This window comes from Providencia zhijiangensis (assembly GCF_030315915.2).
GTDB lineage: Bacteria > Pseudomonadota > Gammaproteobacteria > Enterobacterales > Enterobacteriaceae > Providencia > Providencia zhijiangensis.
The window spans coordinates 912,583-928,159 of the sequence record NZ_CP135990.1 but is presented as its reverse complement, the minus strand read 5'-3'; the positions used below and the strand labels follow the sequence as shown (position 1 = coordinate 928,159).

Here is a 15,577-nt window from a genome sequence, read left to right as displayed (position 1 = left end):
ATTTAGTTTTATTTTAATAAGGTGATTACTTTAGCTTAAATCACATAAATTGTCGCTGTCTAGATGTGTGGTTTACCCGATGAGAAAACAGAAAGAAAAGGAAGGAAGATAGCAAATTAGGATTTTAGGCAAAAAAAAACTCCTCAAATTGAGGAGTTTCTTAATGATGGTGCATCCGGGAGGATTCGAACCTCCGACCGCTCGGTTCGTAGCCGAGTACTCTATCCAGCTGAGCTACGGATGCAGAATTTGTCGATTATCAATCGATGCTGTATAACTACAGCAGTAATTTGGATTTATGAAATTGATGACAGAATTATTGATGCTGACAGAAATGTTTAAGAGATGGTGCATCCGGGAGGATTCGAACCTCCGACCGCTCGGTTCGTAGCCGAGTACTCTATCCAGCTGAGCTACGGATGCATTTTAGTGCAATACGTACTTCTCTCTCAATACTGCTTAATCAAAATCTACTTCAATATTTATGGCTATAAATCTTGTTAGCTTTAAGACCATATTAAATCTAAACTACTTTTGCTTTAGTTTGCTAAAAACTAAAACATTACCCTATCAGTTTTACTCATAAGGTAGAAAATGGTGCATCCGGGAGGATTCGAACCTCCGACCGCTCGGTTCGTAGCCGAGTACTCTATCCAGCTGAGCTACGGATGCAGAGCCTAAAATGGCGGTGAGGGAGGGATTCGAACCCTCGATGCAGCTTTTGACCGCATACTCCCTTAGCAGGGGAGCGCCTTCAGCCTCTCGGCCACCTCACCATATTTTAGTCACATGCGATTTGTTTTTGTTTAAACATCTCGTCTCTGTGTGGCGCACATATTACTTTCCTAGACTTAGAAGTCAAACAATTTTTCCAAACTTTTTGCATTCCAATGATCGTTTGCACATTTCACAAGCAAGATGATTAGTTTAACACCGAAAAAGCAATGTTTCCGTGCTTTTTTGCCCTTTTATTATCTTCAATCTTATTATAAAAAATTCAGGAAAAAATGGAGAAAGTTGATAGCGTGTAGCTTAGCAGTATGAAAATAGTACAGGAAGAAAGGTGGATTCATTCAAAGAGATAGCGCTCAACACCAACATAATGTGTTAAGCCAATTAAAGAATAGAAAAATTAGGGGATCACTAAAGATAAAAAAGAGAAAGACAAGCGCCCATTATTGCTGTGTGATAACTCACTGGACGCTTATTCATTATTATTGATTGTCTGGTTGAGTCTTTTCGGCCTGGATCCGTTGATAAATTTCTTCACGGTGAACAGAAACTTCTTTTGGGGCATTAACACCAATACGTACTTGGTTGCCTTTTACGCCCAATACGGTCACTGTTACCTCATCGCCTATCATGAGTGTTTCACCAACTCGACGAGTCAGAATAAGCATTCTTTGCTCCTTGAAATATTAAAAGAGTCGGGTCTCTAGGTATTCCCCGCTATTGTCCATCACACACCGTGAAAACGTAAAGCAATGACATTCACCTAAAGCATTGATGCCGTCAAGGCAATAATTCTAATTATTTACAAGCAAAATATAACACTACCGGCAACATATTAACAATGCTGCAACAGATTAAAGTTACCCCACTAAAATGGGGTAACTTCGCAGCAATTACAGTTTAGAATCAACCCATTGTTCGACACTTTCCATCGCTGTTGGTAATGCGCTTACGTCAGTACCTCCAGCCATCGCCATGTCTGGTCGACCGCCACCTTTACCACCTACTTGTTGAGCAACGTAGGATACCAAATCACCTGCTTTAATTTTAGCAGTCAAATCATTAGTCACACCAACAATTATACTGACTTTATCACCACTTGTGGTTGAAAGCACGATAATCGCCGATTTCAGCTGATTTTTTAGATCATCGACCATTGTTCTCAATAGTTTAGGATCAGTATCGCTTAATTGACTAACTAATAGTTTGATACCTTTAACATCTTTCGCTTTACTACCTAGTGAAGCACTTTCTTGAGAGGCTTGCTGATCTTTTAATTGCAAAATCTCTTTTTCAAGATTTCGTGATTTATCCAATGCAGCTTTAACTTTCTCAACTAAGCTATTTACGTCACCTTTTAACAGGTGAGCAATCGCAGAAAGTTGTTCTGACTGAGCATGTAAGTGCTCCATCGCAGCTGCACCAGTTGTCGCTTCGATACGACGAACCCCTGCAGCGGTACCAGACTCACTTAAGATACTGAATAGGCCAATATCACCTGTGCGGCTAGCATGTGTACCACCACATAATTCGATGGAGAAATCACCCATACTCAGAACACGTACGCGCTCTTCATATTTTTCACCGAATAATGCCATAGCCCCTTTTGCTTTCGCCCCCTCTAAATCCATCAACTCAGTTTCAATTTCTGAGTTTTGACGGATCTGAGCGTTCACAATATCTTCCACTTGACGCAGTTGCTGTTGTGTCATCGCTTCAAAATGAGAGAAGTCAAAACGGAGATACTTGTCATTCACCAACGAGCCTTTTTGAGAAACGTGCTCGCCTAAGACTTGGCGTAATGCTGCATGTAATAAGTGAGTCGCCGAGTGGTTTAGACGAATCGCATTACGTCTTTCACTATTGACTATAGCCGCAATTCGATGGTTAACAACTAATGAACCTGATTCAACCTTACCCACATGACCAATTGCTTGACCATATTTTTGGGTATCAGTCACAGTAAAGCTAGCGCTGTCATTTTTGAGAACACCAGTATCACCAACTTGACCACCAGATTCTGCGTAGAATGCCGTTTTATCAAGGATCACTAACCCTTCATCACCCGCCTGCAGGGAATCAACCGGCTGGCCATCTTTATATAATGCTGTGATAGTCGCTTGCTGTTCATCATGCTGATAGCCAGAGAATTCACTGTGTTTATCAACTTTGATCAGAGCGTTATAGTCTGCACCGAAGCCGCTTGATTCTCTCGCACGACGACGCTGGTCTTCCATTGCACGCTCAAAGCCTTCTTCATCTACTTTGAGGTTGCGTTCGCGACATACGTCCGCCGTTAAATCTAACGGGAATCCATAAGTATCATAGAGACGGAATGCGGTTTCACCATCTAGCGTATCGCCTTTCAGTGATGCCAGCTCTTCATCTAATAATTGCAGACCGCGCTCTAAAGTACGCGCAAACTGTTCTTCTTCAGTTTTTAATACTTTCTCAACTAAAGCTTGTTGACGCTGTAGCTCTTCCGCTGCAGGTCCCATTACTTTAATTAGGGTAGAAACTAATTTATAGAAGAACGTTTCTTTCGCACCCAGCATATAACCATGACGTACCGCACGGCGAATAATACGACGTAAAACGTAACCACGACCTTCGTTGGATGGAATTACGCCATCGCTCACCAAGAACGCACATGAACGAATATGATCAGCAATGACACGCAGAGATTTGTTAGACAGGTCAGTTGCACCTGTCGCTTCTGCTGCTGCTGCAATCAGCTCGCGGAAAATATCAATTTCATAGTTAGAATTCACGTGTTGCAGAACCGCAGAAATACGCTCCAGCCCCATGCCTGTATCTACAGACGGTTTTGGTAGCGGCTCCATGGTACCGTCAGATTGACGGTTGAACTGCATAAAGACGAGGTTCCAGATTTCAATATAGCGGTCGCCATCTTCTTCAGGGCTTCCTGGAGGACCACCCCAAATATGATCACCATGGTCAAAGAAAATTTCGGTACAAGGCCCGCAAGGCCCTGTGTCACCCATCTGCCAGAAGTTGTCAGATGCGTAAGGAGCGCCTTTGTTATCGCCAATGCGAATAATACGCTCGACAGGAACACCAATTTCTTTGTTCCAAATATCGTAAGCTTCATCGTCAGTCGCGTATACAGTAACCCACAGTCTTTCTTTTGGTAGGTTAAACCACTGTTCGCTGGTTAAAAGTTCCCATGCAAAGCGAATAGCATCGTGTTTAAAGTAATCACCGAAGCTAAAATTACCTAACATTTCAAAGAATGTGTGGTGGCGAGCGGTATAGCCCACGTTTTCTAAGTCGTTATGTTTACCACCTGCACGTACACAACGTTGTGCGGTTGTCGCTCGGGAATATGCTCGTTTATCCAGACCAAGAAATACATCTTTGAACTGGTTCATCCCTGCGTTAGTGAACAATAGTGTTGGGTCATTATTTGGCACTAGCGAACTGCTGGCTACCACCTGATGACCTTTCGTATGGAAAAAGTCGAGAAACGCTTGACGGATCTCAGCGGTGCTTTTACTCATATTTATCCCGATATCAAGCTGGAAACAGAATTACGAATTGTTGAGATGGAATGTAACATCACCTCTAATCAACTCTCCGATTAAAAAGTGACTGATAAGATAAAGTCTCTTTGTATAGAAGTAAAATATAGATACATCCATTCGCGGCTTTCATTGTAAAGCGTCTGAATATTTTCTGAAAGTATGTTTATACCTCTGGCTAGGGTATTTTTCCACAGAAAAACTGTGCAATAAACTATTATTGTGATAGGCAGAAACAAAAAAGCGCCAGTCAATTATGAATGGCGCTTTTGATATCAATTTATTTCAACAGGTTAGCGTTGAATTAAAATTCTTCTGGAACTTCCTCTTCATCAGAATCACTGATGAAATCAGTCGCTGCACTGTTAAATTCACCTGTGTGGTTTAATAATAAATCACGCAGCTTTTTATCAATTTCTTGTGCAACTTCAGGATGTTCTTTCAGGTAAGTTGTCGAGTTCGCTTTACCTTGACCAATTTTGTCGCCGTTATAGCTGTACCAAGCACCCGCTTTTTCAATCAGCTTATGTTTAACACCTAAGTCAATCAGCTCACCGAAGGTATTGATACCTTCACCATAAAGGATTTGGAATTCAGCTTGTTTAAATGGCGCCGCAACTTTGTTTTTCACCACTTTAACGCGCGTTTCGCTACCAACAATTTCTTCACCGTTTTTCACTGCACCAATACGGCGGATATCTAAACGAACAGAAGCGTAGAATTTCAGTGCGTTACCACCAGTCGTGGTTTCTGGGTTACCAAACATCACACCAATCTTCATACGGATCTGGTTGATGAAAATCAACAAAGTATTTGAATTTTTCAGGTTACCCGCTAATTTGCGCATTGCTTGGCTCATCATACGCGCCGCAAGGCCCATATGAGAATCACCGATTTCGCCTTCAATTTCCGCTTTTGGTGTTAATGCTGCAACGGAGTCAACGATGATCACGTCTACTGCACCAGAGCGAGTTAATGCATCACAAATCTCTAACGCTTGCTCACCCGTATCTGGTTGGGAACACAGAAGGTTATCAATATCAACGCCTAATTTTTTCGCGTAGATAGGGTCAAGCGCATGCTCAGCATCAATAAACGCACAAGTTTTACCACTACGTTGAGCTGCAGCAATAACTTGCAGAGTTAATGTCGTTTTACCTGAAGATTCAGGACCGTAGATTTCAACAATACGCCCTAATGGCAAACCACCCGCACCTAAAGCAACGTCAAGAGATAAAGAGCCTGTTGAAATGGTTTCAACATCCATTGTGCGGTCTTCACCAAGACGCATAATGGAGCCTTTACCGAATTGCTTTTCGATTTGACCTAATGCCGCAGCAAGTGCTTTTTGTTTGTTTTCATCAATAGCCATGTTCACTCCCTAAGGCAATGGTGGTAACCATTGCGAATAAAACGATTGAATTCGATTTGTTGGAACTAAGTATACTGTATAATCATACAGTATCAAGAAAATTTTTCAGATATTAACTGTAAAAGCGTTTCCAGCGAATAACCTGTTGATTGCAAACGAACTTGATACCTATCACCTTCGAATATCTGATGACGAGTCACAACATCCACAGTACCATTGGCCTGCTTTAATGCAAAACCAAACCAAACTGTCCCGACAGGTTTATCTTCGCTGCCACCACCCGGCCCGGCAATTCCGCTGACTGACATCGCAAAGTCTGCCTGAGCTTCATTTAATGCACCAAGCGCCATTTCCTGAACAACTTGCTGACTCACTGCGCCAAAACGCGTTAATGAGTCATTCGTTACCCCAATCATTTGATGCTTGGCTTTATTACTGTAAGTTACAAACCCATGGTTAAAATAAGCTGAGCTGCCTGCGATATCCGTCAACACTTTGGCAATCCATCCACCAGTACAAGATTCCGCCGCCGTCACTGTTTTATCAAGTTGCAGTAAACGCTGTCCTAACTGAATACTTAATATTTCGAGTTGCTTCTCATCTATCATTTGGTTATTCACCATTATGCTGTTTTCTTACGAGCGCGATCCCAAATCCATAGCCCTGCAATCGCAATTGCGAATACCACGCCAAAACCGACACCTACGCTCACGACCGAGAATCCGACCTTTATCGCCAGAGAATATAACCCTAGCATTAATAGCATGGCACTGTTTTCGCCGAGATTTTGTACTGCAATGGCATTACCTGCTCCGACTGTTTCTTTACCTTTCTCTTGAAGTAAAGCATTCAGTGGAACCACAAATAGCCCACCAAAAATCCCTAATACCATCAAAATAAAATAGGAAGGAATAATATTGGTTTGTAGTGAAAGGAAAACCACCATAACCCCAATCACAATCCCTGCAGGAATACAGCGATAGACCGTTTTTAAGGTGATAAATTTCGCCGCTAACCCTGCCCCCACAACAATACCTACTGCAACCATCGCATTCAAAATGGTCGGGGTCGTATTATCTTGCAAGCCGAGAGCCACTGGCACCCATGCCACCAACAAGAAACGCAATGTTACCCCTGCGCCCCAAAACATGCTGGTGCCCACAAGGGAAAAACGACTTTCTTGATTTGCCCATAAAATACGACAGGCGGAGAAGAAGTCCCCCAGCAACTGTTTGAAATTCCATCCCGTTCCTGGTCTTGCAGCCGCTAAGTGGGGAATAAAAAAGTTAACAATGACCGCGAGCGCATACAGTAAAGAACAAGTTCCCAATGCCAATAGTAGGTTAATGTCAGAGAGCATACCGCCAACCACAGAACCCACTAAAATCGCTGCGATCGTAGAGGCTTCCATTAGTCCGTTAGCTTTGACTAAATTATCGCCACCTGTAAGTTCACCCAAAATACCATATTTTGCCGGAGAATATGCAGCGGCACCGACACCGACTAACCCGTAACAGAGGAATGGATTAACCCCTAAGCAGATCCCCAATGCCCCAATAAATTTAAATATGTTGGAAAACAACATCACGCGGCCTTTAGAAAATCTATCCGCAATTTGCCCCACAAATGGTGCCAGCACAATATAGGTGAAGACAAACACCATTTGTAGAATTGGATGGCTCCATTCTGGGTAAAATTCCGCTTTTAACTGCGCTAATATCGCGAATAATAACGCATTATCTGCAAATGCAGAAAGAAACTGAGACGCCAGAACGGCTTTCATTCCGGTGCTCATCAGTGGCGTATTTGGTGTGCTTTCCTGCATATTATTCCCCTGTTAACGCCATCTGTTTTAATGTCACAAAGTCCGTTTTTCCGCTACCTAATACTGGTAAGGCTTTAACCCAACGAATATCCCGAGGAACCGCTAATTCGGTTAAACCTTTACCTTTCGCTGCGGCAGATAATGCACCTCGGTCAAGATCCTTATCCGTGGTAAATAACACCAACGCTTCCCCTTTGCTACTGTCGGGTTTGGTCACAACACCGTGGTCGCAGCTTGGAGAGATCTCAGCCACCATTTGTTCAATACTTTCAAGAGAAACCATTTCGCCAGCGAGTTTAGCAAAGCGCTTCACTCGTCCTTTAATGGTGCAGAAGTTTTTATTGTCTAACTCAACAATATCCCCAGTGTCATACCAGCCTGGTTCTATCTCGCCCTGAGCATTTTCCGCTTTTGGCTCCTCTAACACGCCCGGAGCTTCTACACGTAAATAACCCTTCATTATATTTGGGCCTTTCAGTTGAAGTTTTCCACCGTGTTCAATACCTGGTAATGGAATAATACGGGCTTCCATACTGGGTAAAATCTGCCCTACAGAGCCTTCTTTCGCCGCCATAGGGACATTAATAGAGACTATCGGCGCACACTCCGTCACGCCATAACCTTCAAGAATACGGATACCAAATTTTTCGTACCAAATTTTCTTGGTTTTATCTGACAGTTTTTCTGCGCCAGCCACAACATAACGAACTCTTGCAAAATCATACGGATGGGCAAAACGTGCATAATTGCCTAAGAATGTTGAGGTTCCAAACAGAACGGTACAATTTCGGTCATATACCAATTCAGGAATAATTCGGTAATGTAACGGACTTGGATATAGGAAGACGCGGCTCCCAGAAAACAGCGGGATAAATAACCCAACGGTTAATCCAAATGCGTGGAATAACGGCAGTGATGACATAAAACGGTCACGCGGCGTAAAATCGGCAATGGTTTTGATCTGTTCAACGTTAGCCATTAAGCTACGATGACTATGCACTACGCCTTTTGGCGTCCCTTCAGAACCAGAGGTAAATAATACAATGGCTTCGTCATCCACGTTACGGGGAACAATAGCGTTACGTGGTGAGAATAAATGCTTAACAATCCACCACTTATCTTGGAAAGTGACAGTATCTTTTAAATCTTCGAGGTAAATCCACGTGGCTTCAGGCACTTGCTCTGGAATATGGGTCAGTTTCCCTTTTTCCAAAAATTGTCTTGAAGTAAAGACCACCTTCGCCGTTGACGCTTTCAAAGCATTACTGATCCCGTGGCTTCCCGCCGTGTAGTTCAGCATTGCAGGCACACGACCACGCATTAAGCAGCCAAAAATCGCCGCGGCAGTCACTGTCGCATTGGGCAGTAATAGCCCGACGCGTTCATTTTCATGAGTATAGCGTTCGATAATTCGCCCAACACCAAGAGATTTTTTCAGTAATCCTTGATAGTTATCTTCTTTAAAAGCGATATCTTCAATGCAGCGAGAACGACGCCCGTAACGCTCAATACTATCAATAAAGGCTTCGACTAGCGTCATTTGCGGGCGGCTTGCCATACGTGCCGCTTTCATGATTTGGTAAAGGTGTTCACCCGCTAATGCTCGGCGCTCAACTGCACGAGGTGCATCCGGCATAGGAATGGCTTCAGCAGGTAAAATGTGTAACTTGATTTTCGGGAACCACTTTAACGGGATAACCCCTTTTAAGCGCCCAAAGTAACTTCGCTCCGCACCATCAATACGAATAGGGACAATTTTTGCCCCTGATTTGGCAGCGACAAAAGCCGCACCTTCATAGATCTTCATTAAAGAACCATGAACAGAAATGCGGCCTTCTGGGAAAATAACGATTGGGCGACCTTTGTCCACTTCACGAACTAAGTGTCTGAGGCCCAACGGGTTCTTTGGATCTAATGCAACAACATCGGCATAAGGCTTAAGACGCTTGATCATCTTAGGCGTTGCCACTGTGCTGTACATAGCAAATACAGGTTTTACTGGTAAGAATAGCGCAATCAACACACCATCAAGAAAAGAGACATGGTTTGGCGTAATGATACATTTGTCTTGATTGAACTCATTTGGATTGCCAATGACTTCGACACGAAACAAAAACTTCAGTACTTTTTTTATTATCTTTGCCAACATAATGATTCCCTTTCTTATGGTGATAATTTTATCTATTGATTAACAATTAGATACTACAATAATTATCTCGTGGCCAATGCGCCTCATTAAGGGGTTTATTCCTAAAGGCATTGGTATACCAAATATTTATCTCAAATTTGCGATCTGCTTAATGATAGCATCAATGGATTGATTGGCATCAATAACGTGGTGCGCAGTCGATAAATAGATAGGATCACGCTGCTCCATCACCTCTTCAATTTCTTCAAGCAGTGATTTTCCCGTTAAGCTCGGTCGCTGTTCTGCTTGAGGCTCTGCCGCAAGCCGCTGTGCGAGGGTTTCAGGAGTGGAACGTAAATAAATGACCGTTCCATTATCCCGCATAACCTGCTGATTTTCAGAGGCTAAAATAATACCGCCCCCTGTTGAAACAATGGCTTTTTGTGGTTCGATTGAAGCAAGAATTTGGCTTTCTAGCTGACGAAAATAGTCCCAACCTTGTTGCTGGACAATGTCAGCAATGCTCATTCCCGCGTGTTCTAAAATAAGTTTGTCGGTGTCAATAAACTGGTAACCCGTTTTTTCTGCGAGCTTCTTACCAATCGTTGTTTTTCCTGAGCCTCTAGGCCCAATAATGTAGAACATCGATATTCATCCCATCATCATGATTACTATGATAAATTTGCCATACACATGCTTCTAGCAGGTTAGCCAAAATGGCGAATAGTCTCAAAAAATAAAGCCACACGCAGTGTGGCTCGAACCATTTCAAAACCTATCTGGTTTGGAAATGGTACTTTAGGGTTGTAAAAATAAATCAGGAAAATCAATTTATTGATTTTCGCCTGATAACACAAAGAGGGAAAAACCACGCTTTTATCCCTCTTTGTCTGCAACTTAAGCCACACGCAGTGTGGCTCAATATTATTATGGTTAAATTATGGGCGACTTAAAAAGTCACCGTAACCAATCCATTTATAGGTCGTCAGAGCATCTAACCCCATCGGCCCACGGGAATGGAGTTTTTGGGTGCTCACTGCCACTTCAGCACCGAGTCCAAACTGCCCACCATCGGTAAAACGGGTGCTGGCATTAACGTATACCGCAGCCGAGTCCACACGCTGCACAAAGTAATCCGCTTGGCGAATAGACTCCGTTAAGATGGCGTCAGAGTGTGCGGTACCATAATGACGAATATGTTCGATAGCGGCATCAATCCCTGAAACAATCTCAACGTTCAAGTCCAAAGATAGCCATTCATCAACTAAGTTTTCCGCTTGAACAGGAACCACTTTAGCAGCGCCATCTTTCAAGAATGCCATTGCTTTCTCGCTGGCGTGTAATATCACTTGCTGCTGAGCCATTTTTTCACTTAAATGCGGTAAGAAACTCGCCGCAATGTCTTCATGAACCAACAGTGTTTCCAATGAATTACATGCACTTGGACGCTGAACTTTAGCATTAGTAATGACACTCAGTGCCTTATCAAAATCCACAGAGTCATCTACAAAAGTATGGCAAACACCAATTCCGCCAGTGATCACCGGGATTGTAGATTGCTCACGACATAATTTATGTAAACCCGCACCGCCGCGAGGGATCAGCATATCCACATAGCGATCCAATTTTAATAATTGAGCCACTAATTCACGATCCGGATTATTGATTGCCTGTACCGCATTGGCTGGCAGCCCGCTATTTTTCAGCGCTTGCTGAATAACCTCTACCACAGCAAGATTGGTATTATGCGTCTCTTTTCCACCGCGCAGAATGACCGCATTTCCCGTTTTTAAACATAAAGAAGCGACATCCACAGTAACATTAGGGCGGGCTTCATAGATCACTCCAATAACCCCTAACGGAACACGACGACGTTGTAAATTTAACCCGCTATCTAACTCGCTACCATCAAGGACTTGCCCTACCGGATCAGCCAACTGGCACACTTTTCTGACGTCATCCGCGATGCTTTTTAAGCGCGCTTGGGTCAGTAATAAACGATCTTGTAATGCTTCGCTCATACCACTTTGCTGAGCTTGAGCCATATCCAGCTGGTTAGCCGCTAAAATACTGGCACTCTTTTGCTCTAAGAGGTCAGCAATTTGCTCAAGCGCACTATTTTTTTGTTTGGTATTGAATTGAGCCAACTGCCATGACGCTTCGCGCGCCGCTTTACCCATTTGTTCTAACATAATTAACTCACTATCATATCGTCGCGATGAACGGCAACTGAGCCATGTTCATAGCCAAGGATTTTACCAATATCTTGGGAATGATGACCGGCAATCATTCTGAGCGCATCACTATTATAGTGGCTTACGCCATGTGCCAAATCTTTGCCTGCCATATTGCGAATACGGATCACTGCGCCACGGGAGAAATCGCCTTCTATTTTCTTAATACCCTTTGGCAATAATGAGCTGCCTTTTTCGGTGATCGCCAACTGCGCGCCATCATCAATATAAACATCCCCCGCCGCTGGAGCGCCAAAAATCCAGCGCTTACGGTTTTCCATTGGGTTTTTCTGCCCATAAAAACGGGTTCCCACAGGGATATTTTCAATCACTGAATTGATGACATCCGGTTTATTGCCCGCTGCAATAAACACGTCAATCCCAGCACGGCCAGCAACATCAGCCGCCTGTAATTTTGTTGCCATTCCACCGGTACCTAAGCCCGTTACGCTATCCCCTGCCATACGGCGTAAATCATCATTAATGCCATGAACTTCAGGGATTAGTTTTGCGTTCGGATTACTGCGTGGATCCGCGTCGTAAAGGCCTTCAATATCGGTTAATAACAGTAATTTATCTGCATCACCAAGAATGGCAGCAAGTGCGGATAAGTTATCATTATCCCCCACTTTAATTTCGGCTGTCGCCACTGCATCGTTTTCGTTGATCACCGGAATAATACCGTTATCTAACAGCGCTTGCAGTGTGTCTCGCGCATTTAAAAAACGTTCGCGATCTTCAAGATCTGCACGCGTTAACAGCATTTGGCCAATGTGAATGCCGTAGATGGAAAAAAGCCTTTCCCATAATTGGATCAAACGACTTTGACCGACCGCCGCCAGCAACTGTTTAGATGCAATGGTGGCCGGCAGTTCGGGGTAATTGAGATGTTCACGTCCTGCAGCAATTGCGCCAGACGTGACAATAATAATTCGGTGACCTTTTTCATATTGCTGCGCACACTGTCGAACCAACTCAACGATATGAGCTTGATTTAAACGACGTGAGCCCCCTGTTAAGACACTTGTGCCAAGTTTGACCACGAGTGTTTGGCTATTTTTCATCTTTTTTCTGCCATTAGGATTAATAAATACAAAGTGGGTATCAGTTTTATCAGGAGATGCGCGTTATGCCAACAGGCATAACGCAAAATTAAACAAAAGTTGGTTTAAAACAATTTTATGCGCTTAATTCCAGCTTTAATTCTGTCATTAAGGGGGATGGGAACAAGCTTAATTCTAGAGCGGATAATTGCTGGGAAAGGCGTTGATGGAAGGCATGCAGGTTCTTTTCGACGGCATCCGTCGTTGCGGCATCTTTCAAGGTTTTTGCTTGCCAATTTCCCTGATTATTGTAGATCCCTAATTTATAAGCAAATTCGAACCCTTCATCCGTGGAAGCTAATTCTAACCACCATCCCCAAAACTCTCGTTTTTCAGGCGCAATATTCGCATTAACACAGACAACTAAGCTATCAAAAAAGTAGCAGTTTTTGATAGATTGTTGCTCACGTAAATAAGGCCCTATCGCAGCAAATTTCTTTAAAAACTTTCCATTTGTGTAATCAGTCGGTAACGCCATATTAAGGATCTCCTTCTTGGGAAGATCCCTTTTTAACAAATGTTAAAAAATAAGCAAGCTATTCAATACAATTATAATATTTTACTTTCTAACCATTTGGTTGTATCTGACATGGATCGTTCGAAAGCCTCTAAAATAGGGCTACTTGGTAACGTCAATAAATGACTATCCATAGATGAACGCGCTATTAAATCTGAATCAGCTTTCGGACTGTAGGGATCATTTTTAAAACATACTGACATCATCGGTACTTGGTTACGGCGTCCCAACAGGCCTTGATTACGCAGTGAATAACAGCTGAGCTCATGGCGTAATGATTGACCATCAACTTGATAAATTCCTAAGCGGCTAGCAAAAACATCCAGCACCATACGGGGAATATCTTTCTGATATTTTTCTTCATGTAATAGGCTATGGACGATAGGGCCAATCACCGCAACGGCTTTGATTTTATCTGGGCACATATACGCTAAGCGAACAGCAATATTCGCGCCAAAACGGATCCCTGTGATTGCAAATCGCGTGTGGTCAATCCATGGGATGGTGTCGAGCTGGCGAACAATCTGTTCATGCAATGTACTGGTTTCTTGCGAAAGGCAGTACTTGCCAGAATAACCGATGGATGGCATATCCAGCGTTAGCATCGCAATACCACGAGGCTCTAAATATTCTCGAAAGTAGCGGCTGTAATCTGTTTGTAAACTATCCAGCATGCCACAAACCATCACTGTTGGATAAGGACCTTGAACATTCGATGGTATGTGCAAAAAGCCACAGACTTCTTTACCACCATCAACTTTGAATGGGATTTTTTTCAATTGGTACTGTGAGAATTTTGCCGCACTATCATAAGCTTTACAGGCTAACACAATCGCTTGATCCGCCAGCTCATCCCCTTTAATAAACGGGTATGCCGCAATACTGTATAAGTTAGCGGCACGCAACCACGCATCGCACGCTTCCTGGCCTTTTTCAAATTCTAAGGCTTTTTGTTGCCAGTGCATGGCTTGATGGGACCATTCAAAGCACCAATTACCGCGACGATTACCAATAACGGTATCCAACCATTCTTCACGGCTGCGTTTAGCATCCGAAATGGCAATACGGCTTAAAACTTCTTCAATTTCAATCGCATCAATACCACGCCAAATCCACATTAACCGGTTGAGAGTACGATACCAATGATTATGCGAAGAACCACTTAATACACTGTGGTTCTCTAGTTGGGACAGAGTATGGGAGGAATAAGAAACCAACGTTGATGTTTCAACTTGTCTAACACGAGGTTTAAAAAGTTTTTCGGATAAATTTTGCTGAGTCATGTGGGTTCCCTACTTTTACCTATTAAATCTGTCACATAAACAAAAAGGGAGTGCATTTCGCACTCCCCTCTATCATATCGTGTTTAGCTCAAATCACTTAGGTAATAATGTGTTGTTTTTATCAAACAAACGCGACCTATCACGGCTAAACAGATTTAAATTGTTTCGTTCGGACTACTTATCTTGTTCGCACAGAGGATCGATAAATACAACGCCCATATCCCAAGGCTGTTCAATCCAAGTGTTTTGTGGGATATCAACCACATAATCATCCACTAATGGGCGACCTGCTGGTTTTGCAAAGATAGTCACGAAGTGTGCTTTTGGATACATGTCGCGGATAGCTTTCGCTGTGCCACCAGTATCCACTAAATCGTCAATCACGATAAAGCCTTCACCATCGCCTTCAGCGCGTTTGATGACATTCAATTCGCGTTGGTTGTCATGGTCATAGCTAGAGATACAAACGGTGTCAACATGACGAATACCCAGCTCACGCGCTAACAGTGCGCCAGGGACTAAACCACCACGGCTAACTGCGATGATACCAGTCCATTGTTTTGCTGGTAATAAACGTTGTGCGAGTTTACGGGCATGTATTTGCAACATATCCCACGTTACGACATATTTTTCGCTCATAAAATTCGGGTCCCGAAGGTGAGTAAAACAGAAATGTGTCTTGCGGAAAAAAGGTTGCGCGAGATTATAGTGATTTGGCGCAGGAAAAACCAGTGAAACCATCCCACTAAATGAATTATTCTTATTAGCGCTCTCCATTATTCGATAGAAAGTGTTATGCTGAACCAATACATAAAACCGCTTAAAACCTGAGTTATTACAC

At 43.1% G+C, this 15,577-nt stretch carries 12 protein-coding genes and 4 tRNA genes; all 16 read right to left on the bottom strand.

Annotated features, from left to right (window positions below; genetic code table 11):
• Positions 1–167: 167 nt before the first annotated feature.
• Positions 168–244, bottom strand: a tRNA-Arg gene (locus QS795_RS04145).
• Between the two features lie 102 nt (positions 245–346).
• Positions 347–423: transfer RNA gene (locus QS795_RS04140), tRNA-Arg, on the bottom strand.
• 172 nt (positions 424–595) lie between these two features.
• Positions 596–672 (bottom strand) — tRNA-Arg (locus QS795_RS04135).
• A gap of 11 nt (positions 673–683) precedes the next feature.
• Positions 684–776, bottom strand: a tRNA-Ser gene (locus tag QS795_RS04130).
• A 438-nt stretch (positions 777–1,214) separates the two neighbouring features.
• Entirely contained in the window at positions 1,215–1,400 is a 186-nt protein-coding gene (gene csrA / locus QS795_RS04125) for a carbon storage regulator CsrA (protein WP_004264815.1), read from the bottom strand.
• Between the two features lie 225 nt (positions 1,401–1,625).
• Positions 1,626–4,253 (bottom strand): alanine--tRNA ligase, encoded by a 2,628-nt coding sequence (gene alaS, locus QS795_RS04120; protein WP_286270871.1) that lies wholly within the window; start codon positions 4,251–4,253, stop codon positions 1,626–1,628.
• Positions 4,254–4,578: 325 nt separating this feature from the next.
• Complete coding sequence (gene recA / locus QS795_RS04115; RefSeq protein WP_036954212.1) at positions 4,579–5,646, bottom strand: recombinase RecA; 1,068 nt, start codon at positions 5,644–5,646, stop codon at positions 4,579–4,581.
• A gap of 92 nt (positions 5,647–5,738) precedes the next feature.
• Positions 5,739–6,254, bottom strand: a complete 516-nt coding sequence (gene pncC, locus QS795_RS04110; RefSeq protein WP_318627171.1) for a nicotinamide-nucleotide amidase — start codon at positions 6,252–6,254, stop codon at positions 5,739–5,741.
• Positions 6,255–6,268: 14 nt separating this feature from the next.
• Positions 6,269–7,471 carry a lysophospholipid transporter LplT gene (lplT, locus tag QS795_RS04105; RefSeq protein WP_154639446.1) on the bottom strand — a complete coding sequence of 401 codons (1,203 nt, stop codon included), beginning with the start codon at positions 7,469–7,471 and terminating at the stop codon, positions 6,269–6,271.
• A 1-nt stretch (position 7,472) separates the two neighbouring features.
• Positions 7,473–9,620 (bottom strand): bifunctional acyl-ACP--phospholipid O-acyltransferase/long-chain-fatty-acid--ACP ligase, encoded by a 2,148-nt coding sequence (aas, locus tag QS795_RS04100; RefSeq protein ID WP_286270877.1) that lies wholly within the window; start codon positions 9,618–9,620, stop codon positions 7,473–7,475.
• 126 nt (positions 9,621–9,746) lie between these two features.
• Positions 9,747–10,244 carry a shikimate kinase AroL gene (gene aroL, locus QS795_RS04095; RefSeq protein ID WP_154604575.1) on the bottom strand — a complete coding sequence of 166 codons (498 nt, stop codon included), beginning with the start codon at positions 10,242–10,244 and terminating at the stop codon, positions 9,747–9,749.
• A gap of 293 nt (positions 10,245–10,537) precedes the next feature.
• Positions 10,538–11,791, bottom strand: coding sequence for a glutamate-5-semialdehyde dehydrogenase (gene proA / locus QS795_RS04090; protein ID WP_286270880.1), 1,254 nt, complete (start codon positions 11,789–11,791; stop codon positions 10,538–10,540).
• A gap of 2 nt (positions 11,792–11,793) precedes the next feature.
• Positions 11,794–12,897: a glutamate 5-kinase gene (gene proB / locus QS795_RS04085; RefSeq protein ID WP_036954225.1), complete on the bottom strand. Its 1,104-nt coding sequence runs from the start codon at positions 12,895–12,897 to the stop codon at positions 11,794–11,796.
• A 115-nt stretch (positions 12,898–13,012) separates the two neighbouring features.
• A complete protein-coding gene (gene crl / locus QS795_RS04080) occupies positions 13,013–13,414 on the bottom strand; it encodes a sigma factor-binding protein Crl (RefSeq protein WP_154604573.1) in 402 nt (133 codons plus the stop codon).
• A 71-nt stretch (positions 13,415–13,485) separates the two neighbouring features.
• Positions 13,486–14,736, bottom strand: coding sequence for an esterase FrsA (gene frsA, locus QS795_RS04075; protein ID WP_154604572.1), 1,251 nt, complete (start codon positions 14,734–14,736; stop codon positions 13,486–13,488).
• Between the two features lie 174 nt (positions 14,737–14,910).
• Positions 14,911–15,375: a xanthine phosphoribosyltransferase gene (gene gpt / locus QS795_RS04070; RefSeq protein ID WP_108479429.1), complete on the bottom strand. Its 465-nt coding sequence runs from the start codon at positions 15,373–15,375 to the stop codon at positions 14,911–14,913.
• Positions 15,376–15,577 lie beyond the last annotated feature (202 nt).